The 21,670-nt window shown below is 39.7% G+C and carries 21 protein-coding genes; 8 read left to right on the top strand and 13 right to left on the bottom strand.

Annotated features, from left to right (window positions below):
• Nucleotides 1-124 precede the first annotated feature (124 nt).
• Entirely contained in the window at nt 125-2,257 is a 2,133-nt protein-coding gene (rnr, locus tag OQ268_RS10935) for a ribonuclease R (RefSeq protein WP_265856165.1), read from the top strand.
• Between the two features lie 43 nt (nt 2,258-2,300).
• Nucleotides 2,301-3,275: a polyprenyl synthetase family protein gene (locus OQ268_RS10930; RefSeq protein ID WP_265856164.1), complete on the top strand. Its 975-nt coding sequence runs from the start codon at nt 2,301-2,303 to the stop codon at nt 3,273-3,275.
• Between the two features lie 139 nt (nt 3,276-3,414).
• Here OQ268_RS10930 and rpmA read toward each other — a convergent pair whose 3' ends face one another.
• From rpmA to OQ268_RS10910, 4 genes are all read right to left on the bottom strand, one after another.
• Entirely contained in the window at nt 3,415-3,807 is a 393-nt protein-coding gene (rpmA, locus tag OQ268_RS10925; protein WP_265856163.1) for a 50S ribosomal protein L27, read from the bottom strand.
• A gap of 51 nt (nt 3,808-3,858) precedes the next feature.
• Entirely contained in the window at nt 3,859-4,170 is a 312-nt protein-coding gene (gene rplU, locus OQ268_RS10920) for a 50S ribosomal protein L21 (RefSeq protein ID WP_265856162.1), read from the bottom strand.
• Nucleotides 4,171-4,724: 554 nt separating this feature from the next.
• Nucleotides 4,725-5,225, bottom strand: a complete 501-nt coding sequence (locus OQ268_RS10915) for a hypothetical protein (protein WP_265856161.1) — start codon at nt 5,223-5,225, stop codon at nt 4,725-4,727.
• Nucleotides 5,226-5,340: 115 nt separating this feature from the next.
• A complete protein-coding gene (locus tag OQ268_RS10910) occupies nt 5,341-6,717 on the bottom strand; it encodes a dicarboxylate/amino acid:cation symporter (protein WP_265856160.1) in 1,377 nt (458 codons plus the stop codon).
• Between the two features lie 160 nt (nt 6,718-6,877).
• On the opposite strand from OQ268_RS10910, the gene OQ268_RS10905 reads away from it, so the two are divergent.
• The 3 genes from OQ268_RS10905 to OQ268_RS10895 are packed head-to-tail and all read left to right on the top strand — an operon-like array spanning nt 6,878 to nt 8,566.
• The gene (locus tag OQ268_RS10905) at nt 6,878-7,375 is read left to right on the top strand and encodes an RNA polymerase sigma factor (RefSeq protein WP_265856159.1); all 498 of its coding nucleotides are present in this window, start codon (nt 6,878-6,880) and stop codon (nt 7,373-7,375) included.
• A complete protein-coding gene (locus OQ268_RS10900) occupies nt 7,362-7,961 on the top strand; it encodes a hypothetical protein (protein ID WP_265856158.1) in 600 nt (199 codons plus the stop codon). Before OQ268_RS10905 ends, OQ268_RS10900 begins: the two co-directional genes overlap by 14 nt.
• Before the next feature lie 35 nt (nt 7,962-7,996).
• Nucleotides 7,997-8,566, top strand: coding sequence for a DUF922 domain-containing protein (locus OQ268_RS10895; protein WP_265856157.1), 570 nt, complete (start codon nt 7,997-7,999; stop codon nt 8,564-8,566).
• Here OQ268_RS10895 and OQ268_RS10890 read toward each other — a convergent pair.
• The 5 genes from OQ268_RS10890 to OQ268_RS10870 form a co-directional block, all read right to left on the bottom strand.
• A complete protein-coding gene (locus tag OQ268_RS10890) occupies nt 8,546-8,929 on the bottom strand; it encodes a diacylglycerol kinase family protein (protein WP_265856156.1) in 384 nt (127 codons plus the stop codon). The two genes, OQ268_RS10895 and OQ268_RS10890, sit on opposite strands and share 21 nt — an antisense overlap.
• 64 nt (nt 8,930-8,993) lie before the next feature.
• A complete protein-coding gene (locus tag OQ268_RS10885) occupies nt 8,994-9,590 on the bottom strand; it encodes a hypothetical protein (protein WP_265856155.1) in 597 nt (198 codons plus the stop codon).
• A gap of 64 nt (nt 9,591-9,654) precedes the next feature.
• Nucleotides 9,655-11,565 carry a beta-N-acetylhexosaminidase gene (locus OQ268_RS10880; RefSeq protein WP_265856154.1) on the bottom strand — a complete coding sequence of 637 codons (1,911 nt, stop codon included), beginning with the start codon at nt 11,563-11,565 and terminating at the stop codon, nt 9,655-9,657.
• Between the two features lie 214 nt (nt 11,566-11,779).
• A complete protein-coding gene (trxB, locus tag OQ268_RS10875; protein ID WP_265856153.1) occupies nt 11,780-12,736 on the bottom strand; it encodes a thioredoxin-disulfide reductase in 957 nt (318 codons plus the stop codon).
• 175 nt (nt 12,737-12,911) lie between these two features.
• Nucleotides 12,912-14,540 (bottom strand): acyl-CoA carboxylase subunit beta, encoded by a 1,629-nt coding sequence (locus OQ268_RS10870; protein ID WP_265856152.1) that lies wholly within the window; start codon nt 14,538-14,540, stop codon nt 12,912-12,914.
• A 296-nt stretch (nt 14,541-14,836) separates the two neighbouring features.
• On the opposite strand from OQ268_RS10870, the gene OQ268_RS10865 reads away from it, so the two are divergent.
• Complete coding sequence (locus OQ268_RS10865; RefSeq protein ID WP_265856151.1) at nt 14,837-15,280, top strand: DUF2721 domain-containing protein; 444 nt, start codon at nt 14,837-14,839, stop codon at nt 15,278-15,280.
• Nucleotides 15,281-15,298: 18 nt separating this feature from the next.
• Here the strand turns inward: OQ268_RS10865 and OQ268_RS10860 are convergent, their stop codons facing one another.
• Together OQ268_RS10860 and OQ268_RS10855 are read right to left on the bottom strand one after the other, a co-directional pair.
• Entirely contained in the window at nt 15,299-15,763 is a 465-nt protein-coding gene (locus OQ268_RS10860; protein ID WP_265856150.1) for a MaoC family dehydratase, read from the bottom strand.
• Nucleotides 15,764-15,829: 66 nt separating this feature from the next.
• A complete protein-coding gene (locus OQ268_RS10855; RefSeq protein WP_265856149.1) occupies nt 15,830-16,423 on the bottom strand; it encodes an LOG family protein in 594 nt (197 codons plus the stop codon).
• Nucleotides 16,424-16,664: 241 nt separating this feature from the next.
• Here OQ268_RS10855 and OQ268_RS10850 point away from each other — a divergent pair, with 241 nt between their 5' ends.
• On the top strand, nt 16,665-16,805 hold the full coding sequence (locus OQ268_RS10850; protein WP_265856148.1) for a hypothetical protein: 141 nt from the start codon (nt 16,665-16,667) through the stop codon (nt 16,803-16,805).
• Between the two features lie 24 nt (nt 16,806-16,829).
• Here OQ268_RS10850 and OQ268_RS10845 read toward each other — a convergent pair whose 3' ends face one another.
• Nucleotides 16,830-19,409 carry a TonB-dependent receptor gene (locus OQ268_RS10845; protein ID WP_265856147.1) on the bottom strand — a complete coding sequence of 860 codons (2,580 nt, stop codon included), beginning with the start codon at nt 19,407-19,409 and terminating at the stop codon, nt 16,830-16,832.
• Nucleotides 19,410-19,683: 274 nt separating this feature from the next.
• Here OQ268_RS10845 and OQ268_RS10840 point away from each other — a divergent pair, with 274 nt between their 5' ends.
• Nucleotides 19,684-20,010 (top strand): hypothetical protein, encoded by a 327-nt coding sequence (locus tag OQ268_RS10840; protein WP_265856146.1) that lies wholly within the window; start codon nt 19,684-19,686, stop codon nt 20,008-20,010.
• 59 nt (nt 20,011-20,069) lie between these two features.
• Here OQ268_RS10840 and guaB read toward each other — a convergent pair whose 3' ends face one another.
• Entirely contained in the window at nt 20,070-21,539 is a 1,470-nt protein-coding gene (gene guaB / locus OQ268_RS10835; RefSeq protein WP_265856145.1) for an IMP dehydrogenase, read from the bottom strand.
• Nucleotides 21,540-21,670: the final 131 nt, after the last annotated feature.

Below are 21,670 nucleotides of genomic sequence, written 5' to 3'. Positions count from 1 at the left end.
TGCATTTAATTAAGGTTTAGTATCAGTTCCTACGTGCAGGTGTCTCATCTAAATGTACATTTAAACTTGCTTGCTTCCATCCTTTACATCTTTTCTGTATCTTCGGTAAATTCAGTTTTAGCGTATGGCAAAGAAGAAATCGACAAATATAAAATTGGTTCTAAATCAGTTGGTTAGTGATATTTTTGAGAAAAACAATAATCAGGTACTAAATTATAAGCAAGTTTCTGCAAAACTAAACTTAAACGATCAGGAATCCCGGGAAACCATTTTGGAGATTTTAAAAGAAGGAAAGGGCACCGGGATTTTTGTGGAACCTGAGAAGGGAAAGTTCCGACTGAAAGAACTTCAAAACTTTATTATTGGTACCGTAGATATGACCGCTGATGGCTCTGCCTACATCGTACCTGAAGATGAGTTTGAAAAAGATGTATTTGTTGCACCACGTAAACTAAAAAATGCACTGCACGGAGATACGGTAAAGGCTTATGTATTTGCAAAAAAAAGTGGCCGTAAAAACGATGGAGAAGTAGTAGAAATTATCAAGCGTGCAAAATCTGACTTTACAGGCGTTATTAAAATTTCAGATCGCTTTGCGTTTGTAATTGCAGACGATAAAAAGATGATGCACGATATTTTTGTGCCTCTGGCAGATACCCACGATGCCAAAAATGGGCAACGGGTGTTAGTTACCCTGTCTGATTGGCCCGAAAGCGCAAAAAACCCAATTGGCGTGGTAAAACATGTGCTCGGAAACCAGGGTGAGAATAATACAGAAATGAATGCTATCCTGGCACAGTATGGCTTTCCATTAGAATTTCCATCACAGGTGGAGAAAGAAGCCAATGCTATTCCTGAAGAAATTCCGGCGGCAGAAATAGCCAAACGTAAGGACTTTAGAAAAGTGCTTACGTTTACCATCGACCCGGCGGATGCCAAAGATTTTGACGATGCCATTTCTTACCAAGAATTACCCAACGGTAATTACGAAATTGGCGTACACATTGCCGATGTTTCACATTACGTAATCCAGGGAACAGAATTAGACAAAGAAGCATACAGCCGGGCAACATCGGTTTATCTCGTAGATCGGGTAATCCCTATGCTGCCTGAACGTCTAAGTAATGGCGTCTGCTCTTTACGAGCTCATGAAGACAAACTTTGTTTCGCTGCTGTGTTTGAACTCGATGCGCAGGCAAATATCCAGGCAGAGTGGTACGGACGTACCGTAATACATTCAGACCGACGATTCAGCTATGAAGAAGCGCAGGAAGTACTCGAAGCAAAAGCTGGCGATTATGCCACCGAACTGCTAAAACTTAATGAGCTGGCTTACATTCTGCGAGATCGGAAATTTAAAAATGGCGCAATTAGTTTCGAAAGCACAGAGGTTAAATTTAAACTTGATGAATCTGGCAAACCCATTGGCGTTTATGTTAAAGAACGCAAGGATGCACATAAACTGATCGAAGATTACATGCTATTAGCCAACCGTAAAGTAGCAGAGTTTATCGCTAAGAAAACAAAAGGCAAAGACAAACTTACTTTTGTTTACCGGGTACATGATTCGCCAAATATGGAAACATTAAACACTTTCGCCACCTTCGCATCTCGATTCGGGTATAAAATCAATACTAAATCAGATAAGGAAATAGCAAAATCCTTAAATCATTTAATGGCCGATGTAGAAGGTAAGAAAGAGCAAAATATTTTAACTTCATTGGCAATAAGATCGATGGCAAAAGCCATTTATTCGACTAAAAAGACAAGCCATTATGGCCTGGCCTTTGAATATTATACACACTTTACCTCTCCTATCCGTCGTTACCCCGATGTAATGGCACACCGACTTCTGCAAACCTATTTAGATGGTGGTAAATCGGCAGATTTAGAATTTTATGAAGTGGCTTGCGTACATTCTTCGGCCATGGAGAAACGTGCTGCCGATGCAGAACGGGCTTCCATAAAATATAAACAAGCAGAATATCTGGAAGACAATATCGGTACAGCATATAAAGGGGTTATATCTGGCGTTACTGAATGGGGAATGTATGTAGAGATTGAAGAAAACAAATGCGAAGGAATGATTCGCTTGCGTGATATAGCTGATGATTTCTATGTACTTGATGAAAAAAATTACTGTATTGTTGGTCAAAGAAAGAAGAAGAAATATCAACTGGGTGATGAAGTAATGATTCGAGTTAAAAAAGTAGATCTTTCTAAACGTCAAATCGATTTCACACTCATTCCTGAATAATTAAGAACTTGGTACTCTTAGTGGGCACCACCTTACGCAACACATGCATACAACAGAACAACTACAACAACTTTTAGATACAGCAATTCAGAACTTAAAGTTTCCAACTCACCCACAGCAATTATACGATCCCATTACATACATTATTAACCTTGGCGGTAAGCGGATTAGACCCCTCCTGGTGCTGATGGCTACCGAATTATTTGGCGAAGATGCTGGTGAGTCGGTACATGCTGCAATGGCGATAGAGGTTTTCCATAACTTTACGCTGGTGCATGATGATATTATGGATAATGCGCCGCTTAGAAGAGGAAAAGCTACCGTACACGAAAAATGGAGTACCAATATAGCCATTTTAAGCGGTGATGTAATGATGGTGGAAGCAAACAAGAACCTGGCACAGGTAAACCCATCATTCCTTAAAGCCGTTTTAGATACTTTTAATGCTACGGCTCAGGGAGTTTGCGAAGGCCAGCAGTTGGATATGGAGTTTGAAAGCCGAGATGATGTAAGTATTGAGGAATACATTAACATGATCAGGCTAAAAACGGCGGTATTGCTGGGTGGTGCCTTAAAGTTAGGTGCCATTATTGCCAATGCAACCGAGGCAGATGCAGACCTGATTTATAAATTTGGGGTAAATATTGGTATTGCTTTTCAGCTTCAAGACGATATCCTGGATGTGTACGCAGACCCGGAGAAGTTCGGTAAACAAGTTGGCGGAGACATTATTGCAAATAAGAAAACCTTTTTGCTTCTCAAAGCATTGGAAGTGGCAAAAAATGGGCAGAAAGAGCAGTTAATAAATTGGATAGAAAGCAAAAGCTTCGACAGTAGCGAGAAGGTAAACGGTGTAAGATCTATTTACGATAACTTGAATATTAAAGCATTGGCTCAAGATGCCATGTACAGTTTTAGGGATCAGGCCCTTAAGGAGTTTGCCCAGATTAGTGTTAGCGAAGAACGCAAAGCGGATCTTTTAACGCTCACCACGCAGCTCATGGGAAGGGAATATTAAAATTCTTATACAAACTAAAAACAGCTTTCTCAAAGGCTCCAACCGATTAATCAATCGGTTTTTTAATTTTATAAGAAAATAAAAGGCAAAAAAAAATCCTGATTTCATCAGGATTTTTTCAAATATCGATTAATACTGATTATTCTGCAACTGCAGCCTCTTCAGTAGCTTCGTCTTTTTTAGCTTTTTTAGCAGGTGCTTTTTTTACAGGAACCTCTGCTACAGCTTCTGCTTCAGCAACTGGTTTCTTCGCTACCGCAGCTTCGATTTCAGCATCGGTAATAGGAAGAATAGACACATAAGATTTGTTATCTTGTTTCTTCTTAAAAACCACTGTTCCATCTACTAAAGCAAATAAAGTATGATCTTTACCAATACCAACACCTTTATCTGGGTGGTGTTTTGTACCACGTTGGCGTACCAAAATGTTACCAGCGATAGCTAATTGACCACCGAAAATTTTAATACCTAAACGCTTACTATGCGATTCACGTCCGTTTTTCGAACTACCGGCTCCTTTTTTGTGTGCCATGATTTTATATTTTGTAACTCGCTAAAAGCGAATTATTGGGTTAACAATTAATTATAACGTGATATCAGAGATCTGAATCTTAGTGAAAAACTGGCGGTGACCATTTTTCTTTTTATAACCTTTTCTACGTTTCTTGTGGAAAACGATTACTTTATCACCTTTTAAATGAGATACGATCTTAGCCGAAACTTTAGCACCACTAACCGCAGGAGCACCTACAGTAATTGCACCACCATTATCAACCAACAATACATTATCAAATTCAATACTAGCGCCTTCATCTCCTTGCAATCTGTGTACAAAAAGGTGCTGGTCTTTAGCAACTTTAAATTGCTGCCCTGCTATATTTACTATTGCGTACATTGTTTAAATATTAGTTTTTTAATTTTTATTTAACGAGGTGCAAATATAGAACAAATTCAATTAACACACAAACACATAACAAAAATATTTTTCCAAATTTAATATGCCGACTTGATCCTGAAACACTATGGATAGAAATAGCTAAACCTCAATTATAATTTTTTGGAAAGCAAGGCCTGTAAGCCTTGGCTAAGTGCTGCCCTGCTGTCAATTGCAAGTCCGCTCCCGTTGAAAAAAATTGGGATGCGGGCTTTCCATTTCCATCAGGTTTAACTACGCGGGCTGCTATATCAAACATTCAGGCAACAGCGAAATAGATACTACGTTTTAAAGCAAACCCTTGTACCTAAACCCGATTGCAGTGAAAGCCTCCGCTTTTCAGCGGTGCTTATAACGAAAAGCGGGGCTACAGCCCGCCAAGCAACAGCGGTGTTACTTTCCAAATCAAAAAATAGTCTCTGATTTTGCAAATTTCCTAAACAATAAAAGACTTAAACATCGTATGGTTTTTTGCGATGTTTAAGTCTTTTAGAACATAAGCAATATAGGGCCGGTTATTTATCCGCTCGTCGTTCTGCTTGCGTTAATGTTTCCTGTATTACTTTGCGCATTTGTACGGCAGCGTCCAATAATTTGGGGTTCCCATCAAAATCGCCATATATTACCACGTGCTTAGATTTTTCCTTATAGTTAAATTTGATATCATATCGCGGTACCATTCTAGATTTATCGCTTTTCCTGCCAATGGTATCAGGAAAGTTCCACAAACCAATTTCGTTGGCTTTTCTATGCATGTAAAGCACCTCATCGCTTTTAAGAAAAAATTTCTTGCTTACCTCTTCATCTTTATTGTTAATATACTGGTATACACCTGTTTTGGAATCGTAGTGATTTTCTAACGAGTCTTTTAGCCCGTAGCTAAATTGCATTGACACAAAATCATCTTTACGAAATGGCGCATTCTGGATAATGGGCTTGTAATAGATGTAACAATAAATAATCATCGGCACGATGATGGTAATGGCTAAAAATATTTTCTTTCCTCTGCTAGACACTGTTCCTTAAATTATAATTGAATGATGGCTGATGTACTTTTTAATGCTGCAAAGCTGATAAATTTTACCGACGATACCAACACACTAAAATCATTTAATTGAATTTGCACACGGCCTAACCCTCTTTTAATTCGCCTTCCCACTTGCTTACCACGGCAGTAGCAATGCTATTGCCCACTACATTGGTAGCCGAGCGGCCCATATCTAACAATGGATCGATACCGATAAGCAAAGCCAAACCCGCTTCCGGGATATTAAAGCTAGCAATAGTGCCTGCAATAACAACCAGCGATGCTCTTGGCACACCGGCAATTCCTTTACTGGTTAGCATTAAAATTAACAACATGGAAATCTGTTGCTCAAAACCAAGGTGAATGCCATAGGCCTGGGCAATAAAAAGCGAGGCAAAGGTCATATACATCATCGAACCATCGAGGTTAAAAGAGTAACCCAGAGGCAACACGAAACTTACAATTTTATCTTTACAACCAAAACGCTCTAAAAGCATCATAGTTTTCGGATAGGCAGCTTCGCTACTTGCGGTACTAAAGGCTAAAATAGCAGGTTCCTTCATATCGTTAACGAGTTTGAAAACCCGTTTCTTTAGGATTAAGAAACCCAGGAAAATTAAAATGGCCCATAGGATGGCTAAACCAAAATAAAATTCTCCAATAAAAATGGCATAAGTGCTAAGCACATTGAGGCCTTGTTTGGCTACAATAGCTGTCATCGCCCCAAAAACAGCCAAAGGAGCAAAATTCATCACATAACCTGTCATCTTCAAAATCACATGCGCAATGGCATCAAAAGCTTTAATTACAACCTGACCGAGATCGCCAATGGCTGCTGTGGCTACACCAAAAAATAGTGAAAACACCACAATTTGTAGAATTTCGTTAGTTGCCATAGACTCGGCAATACTTTTCGGGAAAACGTGGGCAATAAAATCCTTAACACTCATAGCCGTTTTTTGAATCCCAGTATTCATTAATTGATCGGGCAAGGTTAGTTGCATGTGCTTACCTGGCTCAAATAAGTTAACTAAAATAGCACCTAACACAAGCGACATTAACGACATGGCCACAAACCAGCCAAGCGTTTTGCCCCCTATTCGGCCTACTGCTTTAATATCGCCAACTTTGGCTACCCCTACAACCAGGGTTGTAAACACCAGTGGTGCTACAATCATCTTAATTAAACGCAAGAAAATATCGCTTAAAAGCGTAAAATATTCCAGCTTTTGCTCGCGTACGTCTTCATTTTCCTTTTTGATTTTTGCCGTAGCTTTCTTATCTGCTTTTAGCTGGGTAAAAGCTGCAGTAGTGGTATCGGTACTTTTTGCAATACTTACTTCCAGGTTTTTTACTTTTGCATCGGCATTTAAAATATTTTGATTGTATACATTGATCGTGTTAACGTTCAAAATGTAACCCAATACAATACCAGCGATAAGTGCAATGAAAATGAAAAGTGTGAGTTTGTTTTTCTTCATGAATAAAAAAGTTGGTGGCTTTATTAATTTGGTAAAACTACGATATTTACTTCGTGTAACAAATTTTGATTTTTACACCCCTCTGAAATTGATTTAATTTATAATTTCGCTGTAACAAAACCTGGTGGTACCAATCTAAAATGTAACTACAGCCTCATAAATGGAACAAAAAGACAAGCTATTTAAAGAAATCTTCGATTCGAATTCCAAAAAAATATTCCATTTATGCTATGGTTATACTGGCGATACTGATTCGGCGAACGACCTTCTCCAAGAGACCTTTTTAAAGGTTTGGCAGAACTTAGATAAGTTTAGAAACAAATCGCTCATCTCTACTTGGATTTATCGTATTGCTGTAAACACCTGCCTAACTTATTTACGGTCTGAAAAGAGGCAAGCCAAAGATGAACTAACAGAAAATATAATTGAAAATAAGATAGAAGAGTTTTCTGAAAAAAATGAGCAGGTTGCATTGCTTTACAAGTGCATTTCTAAACTTGAGGAAAACGATCGTTTGATTATTACTATGGTACTTGATGAGTTGCCATACCATGAAATTGCAGATATATCGGGCATTAGCGAGGGAAATTTAAGGGTAAAAATTCATCGCATTAAACAAAAATTAACAGAATTATATAACCAGTATGCAAGCATTTGATCAAATACAGGAGTTGTGGCAAAAGCACGATGTAGAACTTAAATTTTCTGCTGATGATATGCTACAACAGGCTAAGAAAGAGGTAAATGGATTAAAGCTTAAATCTGCTTTGAACATTCTGGGTATGCTTGCATCATTTATTGCCATTGCTATGGTATGGGTGTTCCTGCATTTCGATTCATGGACAACCCATGTTGGGATTAGCATCACCATGATGGCTATAGGTGTGTACACAGTAATTTTATATCGAGATCATAAACTCATCTCGAAGAATGATTACACGATCCATCCTAAAGAGTACCTGAACAATTTGAAGATCTACCAACTAAACAGATATAAACTCTACCATTCGTTATACTGGTTTTACACCATTGCGCTATCGTTGGGGATCATTTTCTATTTCATAGAAATCCTATCTTACTTTAGCCTTCCAGGGCAAATTATTGCCGTAGGCTTCACTTTTTTATGGATTTTGTTTTGCTCAACCATTTTACGGAAAGCTGTGATCAGAAGAGAAAAAGAGCGTATTTCTTTATTAATTGAGAAATTTGAGCGCATCAGTATTCAAATTTCTAACCCAGCATAATTTTAGGCACGGTTTTTTCATTAGAAAAATAACACATGAAGAAATCAATTTTAGCCATATTGCTGGTCATCATTTTGCCTTTAACTTTTAGCTTTAAGCAAGAGGTAGCTGCCCCTATACAACTGAATTGGGAAGCAGATTTTAAAGGTAAACCAAATAATGCATCACCATTTTTTGCACTAACGGCTCTTACCTGGAAATACAGCTATTCATCTTCTCTTTATCGAAACCGAATTACCATTAAGCTTAAGAATGAAACTAGCGTAGACAGAAATCGCTCTTGGGTAAAGTGGGATAAAATTAAAGATCCGCAGGTGAATGCAGACTTACTGCACCATGAGCAGGGCCACGTTAACATTCACCACATTTTACTTTTAGAAGCGGAAAGGGTATTGAAAAATAGAACCTATTCGGTGCGGGATTACAAAGCGCAAATATCGCAGTTGGCGAATGAAATAAGTGATTACTTTGATACTATGCAACGAAATTACGATGAAGAAACGGAGCATGGCAGTAACCACAAAATGCAGGCACGCTGGGATCAGATAATTATTGATAAAACTGCTGAATCGAAAGCGGCGAGTTTAGCCAAATCGGCTGAGTAATTTAGGCAGGAAAATAATTGCCGCTACGCAAACCGAAAATAACGCCGCCAAAAGTACAGCTGCAGCAGCTAAGTCTTTTACAATTTTAATTTTCGGGTGATAAACGGGAGATACTACATCGGCAAGTTTCTCAATGGCTGTGTTCAATATTTCCGAAACCAATACCAACGCAATGGCAAAAAGAACTGCCAACCATTCCATTTTAGACAATTGAAAGTACCATGCCATACCTATTGCAGATAACGCTGCAAATGCATGGACGCGGGCACTATGTTCATGCTTAAAAAAAAGGTTTAATCCGTTGAAAGCATACACAAAAGCCCTGATACGTTTTGCTAATGAAAATTTGTGGTGATCTTGCATGTATGGTTTAGGGTATTTGGGTCAAAGCACGTGGGGATCGGATATCTTATTCCTAATTAAATTATTATTTTTCTACCTCGCTGGATGAAAAACTATTTCCCGCTAACTTATACTGGTAAACTTTAGTTGTTTGTTTAGTAGAATCGGCTTTTTCCTGCGCATTAAACGACCTGAACAGATCTCCATTCTTAAGATAGAACCGGTCGTTGCCCTTAAATAATTTCTTTTGTTGAGGACTTAATGACGGAAAATTAATTTTGTTGAAACCATTACCCACGTATTCGAAAACATTCAAGTCTAACATGCTATTCGTTTCAAGTTGAACATAAATTTCGGGATTACCATCATTATCGAGATCCATGTTCCAGGCATCACCAATTACACCATTCCGGGCAACTGCGTTTGATTTGTAACTCTTTCTGCTAGAATCAGACATTAAAATCTGGTAGGCACCAATAGAATCTACACCCTTCCCCCAACTTAATACTTCGAAGTTTAGCCCGGGTCTTACTTCTAAATCTTTATAAAATTTAAAGGGGCTTTTGGCTACCTGCGGAATGGTTTCTTTAACTGCTTGTGTTTGCTCTTCGGTACAGGCTAAACAAAACAGCATCCCTGCCAAAAGCAAAAGATGCTGAATGTTAATTTTCTTTGGTTTCATCTTTAATTGAGGAATTTTTGGTTGCCCCAAATTAACGATTTCAAGGATTTAAAAAAAGTATTTTTTACTTCTTAGTATTTGAATTTATTTCTGGTGCTCCATTATTTAGGATGGTTTCGGTAGTAACACTCCTTCTGCCACTGGGTGCAATGACAATGGTTTTTAATAATCGTTTCTCTCCTTGTGGAACTGTCACTTCGATAGGCGAAGTGTATAAAAAAGCATTCTCCGATGGACGTGAACCATCTAATGAATAGTAAATGCGCCCATTTTTTACAGGCACTTTCATTTCAAGTTTAAATGACCCACCAGTCAAGGGCTTATCACTTTGGCCAATTGGTGTGGGTACCCAAAAGTTAATATTCATTCGATCTAACCGGGCGAGATGCACGGGTAGCCGCACTTCGGTAAAATTTTGCAAATTCTTACGGTCTACCGGCGACCATGCAATTTCCGATAGTGCCAACAGCCTTGGAAAGGCATGGTTCTCTGCTTTTTCTGGCGTTTTGATATACTCAGTCCATAAGTTTGCCTGTACCCCCTTAATGTACTTCTGTTGCGAAGGCGTTAGCACTTTCGGAACCGGGTCGTAAGCATATATTTTCTGATAAGGCGCTAGTCCACCAATTGTTACGGGCTCATCTGGTGAGGTAGATTGTTTGTGGTCGATGTATAATCCCATTGAGCCAGGAGTCATGATCACATCATGGTTTTGCTGTGCAGCAGCAATTCCACCGTCTTCTCCACGCCAACTCATAACTGTTGCGTTTGGCGCCAAACCCCCTTCTAAAATTTCATCCCAGCCAATAATAGAACGGCCCTTGCTATTTACATGTTTCTCTATAGTTTGAATAAAATAACTTTGTAGCTCATGTTCATCTTTTAAGCCTTTTTCTTTCATTAATGCCTGGCAAAATGGAGATTCCTTCCAATAGGTTTTTGGCGCTTCATCACCGCCGATATGGATATATTTAGAAGGAAAAATAGCTATCACTTCATCCAGAATATTGTTCAACATGGTAAAAGTTTCTGCAGAAGGAACAAAGATGTCATCAAAAACACCCCAGGTTTGCTGTACCTGCTTGCCTTTTCGGCTGCCAGACCATGCTGTTTTATCACTGATAAAGGTATCTCTATCTGGAAAACAACTCAGCTTTGGGTAAGCTGCAATAGCTGCCGATGCATGTCCAGGGAGTTCAATCTCGGGGATGACGGTAATAAACCGCTCGGCCGCATAGCGCACAATATCCTTAGCTTCTTCCTGAGTGTAAAACCCTTTCACTTCGCTAAGGTAATTACCATCTCCAGGGTAGTGACCAATGATAGTGCCGTTTCGCTTCGAGCCCACAGCAGTTAAATTAGGATATTGCTTAATGGCTAATCTCCAGCCTTGATCGTCAGTTAAATGCCAATGAAAGGTATTAATCTTATAGTAAGCCAGTTGATCGAGATATTTCTTAATGAATGAAACTGGAAAGAAATGGCGGGAAACATCCAACATTGTTCCGCGATAAGAAAACCGTGGATAGTCATTTATAACAACAGCAGGAATGGTAATTTTATTCCCAACCTGGTCTGGAGTCATTTGCATGAACGACTGCAACGCGTAAAATAAACCAGCACCTTTGCCTGTAATTAAAATCTGGTTAGGCGATACCTTGATAGTATAACCTTCGCTTGGCAATCGATCTGCGCCTGCCGATGTAAGCAAAATACTTTTTTGGTTGGGCTGTACAACTTTACTTTCACGCAATGCGAAACCTGCCTTAGTTACAATAAAAGCATTTAATAAGTCTGCTGTTTTCGTTCCATCTATACTTTGGTTAATTAATGTAGTGGTTTTATCCAGAAGAAAACTGCCATTGGCTTTGGTGATGGAAACAGGTGCAGGAATAATTCCAAGATTAGGATCGCTTTGGGCAAATGCACCTGTACTGATTAGTACGCCAATAAAAATCGATAATGCCTTGTTCATGAATAGTTTTAATTAGGATAATTAATATTTTAAATATCATCCAAGATAGAGATTAGCTCATAAATGTCCATCTCTTTTTTTTGTTACAGTATCCAAATGGCCATCTGCTACAGATTTCTTCCAGCGAGCCACTTACAAAGGGGAAATAAAATCTTCAGGCACAAAAAAAGAGAAACCGAATCTAGGTTTCTCTTTTTAAAATGCATTAAATCTGCTAAGCCTCTACAGGATGTTCTTTGGCGGCCAGGTAACGTTCTGCATCTAAGGCAGCCATACAGCCAGAACCTGCTGCGGTCACCGCCTGGCGATAGTACATATCCTGAACATCGCCACAAGCGAAAACACCTTCGATATTGGTTAAGGTAGAACCTGGCTTAGTTAATAAATATCCAGTATCGTCCATATCTAACTGTCCTTGAAAAATATCTGTGTTAGGTTTATGGCCAATGGCAACGAAAAATCCTTCTACTGCAATGTCAGAAACCACGTTGGTTTTATTATTCACAACTTTAACCGCTGTTACATTTTTACCGTTACCTAAAATTTCCTGGGTTTCGGTATTGTAATGCACCACTATATTTGGTGTAGCCAAAACCCTGCTTACCATAGCTTTAGAGGCTCTGAACTCATCTCGACGGACCAATACGTGAACTGTTTTACATAACTTGGCAAGGTAGGTAGCCTCCTCTGCCGCGGTATCTCCAGCACCTACAATGGCTACATCTTGTCCTTTAAAGAAAAATCCGTCGCACACGGCACATGCAGAAACTCCAAAACCATTGTATTGTTGCTCGCTGGGCAAGCCTAACCATTTGGCAGTTGCGCCTGTAGCAATGATCACAGTATCTGCAGTAATTGTTTTAACTTCATCAACAACAATTTTATGAGGAGCAGATGAGAAATCTACTGTGCTTACGTAACCGAAACGAATGTCGGTACCAAAACGCTCTGCTTGTTTACGGAAATCTTCCATCATTTCAGGGCCCATAATTCCTTGTGGGTAACCAGGAAAATTCTCTACGTCGGTGGTTTGAGTAAGCTGTCCACCAGCTTGCATGCCGGTGTACATTACCGGTTTTAAATCGGCCCTAGCCGCATAAATGGCCGCAGTATAGCCGGCGGGGCCAGAACCTATGATTAAACACTGAACGTGTTCGTTTTCTTGTGACATTTTTATCGTGTGTTTTGAAATTCGTTATTTGCTTGGCAAATTTAAGCCTTTAAACGTTTGTGGGCAAGTAAACATTGTCAACATAGTTTACTTATTAACAGCCGACGATATCATTGAAAATTGAGCGCAATGGCAGTTAATACATCGCTTAGAAATAATTCTGTACTGACAAATACTATGTTTGAATTACACCAACGTTAAACTTTCTGGTAATTGGCGATTGGTTTGCAGCCGCTATTCCCATCGAAATTACTTTTCTTGTCTCCAGGGGATCTATAATTCCATCTACCCACAACCTGGAAGCCGCGTAATATGGTGTAGTCTGACTATCATAGCGGTCGGTGATTTCTTTTAGTAACTCGGCTTCTTTTTCAGGTGTAATTACTTCGCCTTTGGCTTTAAGCGAAGCTTCTTGAATTTGAAGTAATGTTTTCGCAGCCTGAGCGCCTCCCATGACCGCGATTTTAGCAGTCGGCCAGGCATAGATCAATCTCGGATCATAAGCCTTACCACACATAGCATAATTGCCTGCACCATAAGAGTTGCCCAATACAATCGTAAATTTGGGCACCACAGAATTAGCAACGGCATTAACCATTTTTGCACCGTCTTTAATAATGCCACCATGTTCTGATCTGCTACCAACCATAAAACCAGTTACATCTTGCAGAAAAACCAACGGAATTTTCTTTTGATTGCAGTTCATAATAAAACGGGTCGCTTTATCGGCACTATCGGAATATATGACGCCCCCAAACTGCATCTCCCCTTTTTTAGATTTAACCACTTTTCGTTGGTTGGCCACAATGCCCACGGCCCATCCATCTATTCTACCTAAACCGCAAACAATGCTTTGGCCATAACCTTGCTTATACTCTTCAAAAGCAGAATCGTCTACCAAACGATGAATGATATCGAGAACTTCATAGGGTTTATCCCGATTTTCGGGAAGAATACCATAGAGTTCTTGCGGGTCTAACTTGGGTACAGCAGGTTTTATGCGATCGAAGCCTGCGTTTTCAGGGGCACCCAACATGCTCATAATATTGCGAATACTATCTAAACAAGCCTCATCATTTGGGTGCTTGTAATCGGTAACGCCAGAAATTTCACAATGGGTTGTGGCACCACCTAAAGTTTCGTTATCTACCTCTTCGCCAATGGCCGATTTTACAAGATAAGAACCGGCCAGAAACACCGATCCGGTTTTATCTACAATCATGGCTTCATCGCTCATAATCGGCAAATAAGCACCACCAGCAACACAGGCGCCCATAATAGCCGAGATCTGTACAATCCCTTCTGAAGACATCAAAGCATTATTTCGAAACATCCGTCCAAAATGCTCCTTATCTGGAAAAATTTCATCCTGCATGGGAAGATAAACGCCTGCACTATCTACCAGGTAAATTACAGGCAATCGATTTTCCATGGCTATTTCTTGTGCCCTAAGGTTTTTTTTGGCGGTCATGGGAAACCATGCACCTGCTTTTACAGTAGCATCGTTGGCAATAATCATGCATTGCCTACCACTTACATAACCAATACCACATACAACGCCTGCCGATGGACAGCCGCCTTGTTCGGCATACATCCCATCAGCAGTAAAAGCACCTACCTCCAAAAAATCGCTATTTTTATCTATGAGATATTTGATGCGTTCACGAGCTAATAACTTGCCTTTCTCTCTCTGTTTAGCAGCATTTCTCTCACCACCACCCTGGTATATTTTTTTTAGTTTTGTTCTTAATTCGTAAACTAATTGCTTGTTTACATCCTCATTTTTATTGAATTCGATATTCATGAAGGCAATTTAAATTTATTTTTATAAAAAGCGTGGAGACTAATTTGGTTTCTGGTCTACAGCGAGAGGCACGCAACAATAGAAGCAACAGTGAAAGAACATCTTTTGAATCATCTATCGCTCCAAATCGGGTCTATCTATTATTTCAATAGGCGTTTTCTTCCGCTCGGAAACTAAATGAGATACGATGCATTAAACACGTTAACCATAAACATGGGCCCGTATTAAAAGTTAATCTACCTATTAAATTACCTTCAAATCCATTTAAATTAATAATTTTGCTCAAATCTTAATCGATGGAACTTACCGTAAATATTCCTGCCTTATTATTTCCTGCTATTAGTTTAATTATGCTGGCCTATACCAATCGCTTTTTAGCCTTGGCCACTTTGGTTAGGAGCTTAAAAGCTAAATACGAAGAAAGCGAGCAGAATATTGGTTTGCAAAACCAAATTAGAAATTTACGCTATCGTTTAAAGCTCATTAAAAACATGCAGGCCTTTGGGGTATTAAGTTTTGCCAGCTGTTTATTTTGTATGTTTTTTATTTATTTAGAGTGGAATCTTGCAGGGGAAATCTTATTCGCTACGAGTCTAATCTTCTTTATGATTTCGCTAATTATCTCGCTAATAGAAATTCAGATCAGTACCAAAGCACTCGAGTTGGAATTAAGCACTTTGGTAGATTTAGAAGGCGAACCCTTAGGCCAGCTTATTAAAAAGAAGTTTAGGAAAGACTAAAACAAGCGCACCGACAAGTTAAGCGGTAATAAAGTGGTATAAAAAAACTACCTCACCTGTAAAAGCAGGTTTCTTTTGGTCTTCAATCTCCATTTCTATGCCCATATGAACTTTAGTTACACCACGCAGGTTTACAATGGAAGCTAATTTAGCCCTTAACCTAATTTTACTATTCACTGTAACAGGCTGTGCAAACTTTAAGCTTTCTATGCCATAGTTAATTTCCATTTTTAAATTTTGAATATCCACAATCTCTTTCCATAAAAATGGAATAAGTGATAAAGTAAGGTAGCCGTGAGCGATTGTAGTGCCAAAAGGACCTTCATTTTTAGCCTTTTCTTCATCGGTATGTATCCACTGAAAATCTAGCGTTGCAGCGGCAAATTTATTTATCTGATCTTGAGTAACAGTATGCCATGATGAAACACCCAGTTCTTTACCCAGGTATTCTTCAAAAGCTGCATGTGAGGTAATGATTTGCATGGTAATATGATTTTGCTCCTGTAGTTATTTGATGTTATATTGAAGTATAATTTGTACGCTAACCGGTTATGCCAAGTTCCTTTCTTTAAACCAAACATCATCTGGTGTAGCAGAAAATTGGTCCATTTTCTCGATTAAAACAGCGGCATCAGTTTCATTAAATACCAAATCGCGATTGGCCTGTTTCAGGAACCTGCTTTGCACCATCATGTCCATCTGCGCAAAAAGCGAATCATAAAATCCGTTTACATTTAACACGCCTATTGGTTTATGGTGTAAGCCTAACTGTAGCCAGGTAAGCACTTCAAAAAATTCTTCTAAAGTTCCAAAGCCGCCTGGTAAAATGATAAACCCATCACATAAATCGGCCATTTTCTGCTTCCGCTGGTGCATATTCTCCGTTACAATCATTTCTGTAATACCGTTGTGCCCCACCTCTTTATCCATCAAAAACTGCGGTATTACACCAGTTACCGTACCATTATTTGCCAGAACATTGTTAGCCAGAACACCCATTACACCCACACTTCCCCCTCCATACACCAGGTTAATGTTTTCGCTGCATAAGGTATCGGCAAGCTGTTTAATTACTTTTCTTAGCTGCTCATCGCCATTAAAATTAGAGCCACAATACACGCAAACTGCCTTCAGCTTATTCATTTCAGTTTTAAAAATTTATCGAAGGTAATATTTTATCGTCTTTTTGTAAATTTTAATTCTGCACAAATTGGTTACAGACGTTTTTTGGAAAGCAGTTGAAGTAATCCATTTTATTGTTCGTCCTTCTATTGCTGCAAGTCCTCGCCCAAAGAAGAATTGGGCTGTGGGCTTTCCGCGCTATAAGGTTTAGCTACCTGGGCCGGCAAAAGGAACACAGCACTATCTTTCTAGACCCGATGGGATGGAAATCCTTTTTGTTGCAGCAGCAAAAATCGCCGCTTTCCCATCACAAAAAGATTGGAAGGACAGCGGGACTGCCGCAGCCGATACGCACCAGCACTTGCGCTACAAAAAAAAGCGCCGAATAAATCGACGCATTTAAACCAAATATTATAAACAGGAGAATTTAAAAGGTAAAACGGAGCGTTGCACCGTATGTACGCGGATCGCCAAGTACGCCGGCATACAAGCCAGAGTTACCTGCGGCTGCTTGTAATTGCTCGAAATAATTCCTGTTACCAATGTTGCGGCTCCATACAAAGGCAGAGAACTTTTCTGATCTGAAACCCAACCGGGCATTAACCAGGCCATAGCCATTAACGTTTAGTACCGTAGATGGTGTTGCATTTGATGAATAGGTAGACCGGTAGCTTGCATCTGCTGCAATAAAATACCGACCTATACGGGTAACAAGGCTTCCTGGCGTGCTAAATTCTGCACCACCAGACGTATTCCATTTAGAAATGCCTGGCAAGCTACCGCCTGATGCATCTTTAAAGGCAACTTGGGTAACTGCACCATTAATTGTTTGCGTGTTGCCTGTTTCTTCCAGCGGTAAGGGTGCGTTTGTAAACTTTACATATTTACCATCTAGGTATGCAAGTGCAGCATTAATTGACAGAAACGGAGCGGGTTGGTAGGTTCCATCAATCTCTACACCCTTTACATTAACCCTTTCTGCATTTGCTAAATACCCTCTGTTTACACCAAGTTGTGGCGATTGTACGTTGGTTTGATAATCTTTAATATTGGTATTGAATGTTGTGATATTTAAAATTGCCCCTTTAAATGGTTTAGTTTTTACACCCAACTCATAATGTTCTACATATTCTGGTTTAACCACCGCCAGGGATAGGTCTGCCGCACCCGAAGATGTGGTTGGCAAGCCGCCTACGTTTACGCCAACGGGTTTATACCCCGTAGAAAAAGTGGCAAATGCATTTAGCTTTGAAGTGGGCCGGTAAGAAACGGTAATATTACCAGAAAGATTATGGTTGCTGGTGCTGGTGTTAAATTGCTGATTGCTATATACGGCAGCTTTTAGCGCCAATAGGTTGGCATCAGTTGTTTGCAAACCACCGTAAGTGTTTCTGTTATAGTCTACATCCTTTTTATCGTACGTAAGCCTAAGCCCGGGTAGTACATGAAGATGTTCTATAACTTCCCAGTCTAGTTGACCGAAAACAGCTGCACTTAATGATTTGATGGTTGAGTTGGTTTTAATACCAAAACCATCTAGCAAACCAGGTGTAGCGTATAGGGCTTGCAGACCGGTATTGCTGGTTTGAACAAATCTCCACTGATCTTTCCCAACTTCTTCGGTTTGATCTAAGCCCTGAAGGTTTTGACCAAGCACAAATACACCTATTACACCACTTATTTTTTCGGAAAGGTTTCCTGCATAGCGGATTTCTTGCGAATATTGATCGTGACGAGAATTCCCTTGCGATTTTGTTAAGGCAGAAAGCGCTGAAAAATCACGATCGTTTGTGGGATCCCAATTCCAGAAACGCCATGCAGTTGTAGATGTTAGTGTTCCATTGCCAATGGTGTAGTCTACATTTAATGAAATTCCACCAATAGATTGATTGTGCCTCCATGGCGTATTTGTATCAATTTCCCGTGAAAAAGGATCTATTTTCGGTTGTTGATAACCTAAATCGGAAATGATCCTGGCATATTGGCGATAAGCACTCCTTTTGGTTTCTGTTACGCCAGCAATAACCAATGGATACCCGGCCGGATGCTGAACGCTTACATCGCCACTCAACATTATCTTCAATTTATCTGAAGGGGTATAATACAATTGACTCTTGAAACCTATATTATTCTGGCCGCTATACTTTCGTTCTTCGCTCGTGTTCCAGATAGTGCCATCTCTCTGGGTACCCGACAATGAAATTTTTGCCGCCAAATTTTTGGCTAAACCGCCAGAAACAGATGCTTTTGCTTGTAAAAAGCTGTAATTTCCAACACTGATTTCTGCTTTAGCAGTTGGCGTTTGTGTAGGTTTAGTTGATGTAATATTAAAAGCTCCTGCAGTGGTATTTTTACCGAACAGCGTTCCCTGGGGTCCTCGCACTACTTCAATTTGTTCGATATCCAAAAAATCTGTAGATGTAGCAGCAGGGCGAGCATGGTAAACGCCATCTACATAAAAGCCTACGCCTGGGTCTATACCATCATTGGTTAAACCAAAGGTAGAGCCTAGCCCACGGATATTTAAGGTTGTATTCCGGGCATTTGATGCGTATAACTGTACCGACGGAACCAATTCCTTTAAGCGGTTAACGTTAAAAGCGCCAGCATTTTCCGCTGCTTGCCCGCCAATAACAGTTATTGGGATCGGAACATCCTGCAAGACCTCCGAGCGTCTTCTGGAGGTAACCACGATTTCATCGAGCTGGGTATCGGCTACCAGCGTGAGTTCTATTGGGGTTGAAGGTAAATTAAGAATTTGGAAATCCTGAGGTTTATACCCTACATAACTGATTCGAATGTAGAATGGTGGCTGCTGCTTTGCATCAACACTGAAAACCCCATTTCCATCGCTAACGGCACTAATCTTTGTACCTCTAACCGTTATGGTTGCACCAGGAATAGTAATATTATTTTCGCCCTTCACCACGCCCGTTACAGTGGTTTGAGCATATATTGTAGTGATCGACGAAATAATGAAGAATAGAGCGAGTAAACTTTTTTTCATGGTAATGTTGATAATATAAATGGTTTTGAAAACTTGATTTGGTAGATAATTGTGCGCATAGTTGTTCGTGGATATAAGCGTTAACATCGATTCGGTTTAAATAAATTTTTAAGATATTTCATAATATATATAATGTCTATAGATTTAGTAGGCAAATATATTAAAATAACACTATTACCAAATTTTATTTTGCAGAAAATAATGAGTTATATTTGAGGGATCAATCCCCTTGACACATCCTTGGATAAAAGCAACATTATCTTATGCTATTATTATGGGGAAATTTTTTCTTTTTTGTTTTACACTATGTGCGTTTAATCTTCTTAGTTACGGGCAGGTTGGATGCCGTGATAACACTACTGGCAGGGTCTATACTAACCAAAACGGAGGCAGTTCAAATTGGGCAAAAAATCCATCACTTGATCCGGCTCCTGCTGGATGCTCTTACCCCCAAACAGGTGGAACATGTAACATTTCTGGTGTAGGTTCGGGTATCCTTGTTTCCACAACCTTAGAATGCCCACTAGATGCCAGTTATTTTTTTCTAGGATTCGGTGTACTTTTAACCTTGTTTTCTGCCAGAAAAATTTCAATTAGATAGGCGTAAAAAAAGCGAGGCAGTAATTTAACCGCCTCGCTTTTTTATTGACTTAAATAAGATTATCTCGTATAATTAGGTGCCTCTTTGGTAATGGTAATATCATGTGGATGACTCTCACGCATACCCGCTGCAGTAATTTGAACGAATTGCGCTTCTTGTAGTGCTTCAATACTAGCTGCACCGCAATACCCCATACTTGCACGTAACCCCCCAATGTATTGGTACATTACTTCTGCCAGGGTACCCTTATATGGTACGCGACCAACAATTCCCTCCGGCACGAGTTTCTTGATGTCATCTTCAACATCCTGAAAATAACGGTCTTTCGAACCCTGCTCCATTGCCTCTATTGATCCCATACCGCGGTAAGATTTGAATTTACGCCCTTCATATATAATAGTTTCACCTGGCGACTCCTCTACTCCGGCAAATAACGAACCTGCCATCACGGTACTTGCACCTGAAGCAATGGCTTTAGCTATATCGCCAGTATGCTTAATACCACCATCGGCAATAACTGGTACGCCAGTTCCTTTCAATGCTTTTGCACACTCATAAACTGCATACAATTGCGGCACACCTACACCTGCAATAATTCTCGTGGTACAAATAGAACCTGGTCCGATCCCCACTTTTACGGCATCTGCACCAGCATCAGCTAGAAATTTTGCTGCAGCACCAGTAGCGATGTTACCCACAATAACCTGCAGATCAGGATATTTTGCTTTTACTTCTTTTAATTTATCTACCACTCCCTTAGAATGTCCATGAGCGGTATCAATGGTAATAACATCTACCCCGGCGTTCACAAGTGCATCAACACGTAAAAGGGTATCGGCAGTAACGCCTACCGCTGCACCCACACGTAAGCGACCGCGTTCATCTTTACAGGCAACAGGGTAGTTTTTAACTTTAGAAATATCTTTAAAAGTAATGAGCCCGCTTAAATAGCCATCCTTACTTACAACAGGTAATTTTTCAATTTTATGGTTTTGCAAAATTTCCTCTGCCTGAATCAAATTGGTTCCTTCCGGCGCTGTAATTAAGTTGTCTTTGGTCATTACCTCTGCAATTGGCCTGGCCATGTCCTTTTGAAAACGTAAATCGCGGTTAGTGATAATGCCGACTAACATATTATCGCTGCTTACCACTGGAATACCGCCAATTTTATGTTCCTTCATAATCTTGAAGGCATCAGCTACAACCGCAGTTTCCAATAACGTTACCGGATCTTGAATCATGCCACTTTCAGAACGCTTAACTTTCCGAACCTCCTCAGCCTGCCTGTCGATCGTCATGTTTTTATGTAACATTCCAATACCACCATTTTGTGCAATGGCAATTGCTAACGCAGCCTCTGTTACCGTATCCATGGCAGCAGAAATTAGGGGCACGTTAAGTTTTATTTTTTTGGTTAAATAAGTGGCAGTTTTTACATCACGCGGCAGAATTTCTGAATATGCAGGTACCAGAAGTACATCATCATATGTTAAACCTGTAGCAATAAATTTTGTGGAGTCGAGTTGCATAGCAAATAAATTACGATTTATTATTTGCCAGGCAAAGATACAAAAAAACAAGGAAAATAAAAGTTACCGAGCTATTTCGAACAAATATTGAGCTTAACTGACAAATCACATTTGGCCACATGCGCTCAAAT

It is taken from the genome of Pedobacter sandarakinus (assembly GCF_026240095.1).
GTDB classification, from domain to species: domain Bacteria; phylum Bacteroidota; class Bacteroidia; order Sphingobacteriales; family Sphingobacteriaceae; genus Pedobacter; species Pedobacter sandarakinus.
This window is presented reverse-complemented; position numbering and strand designations above follow the sequence as displayed.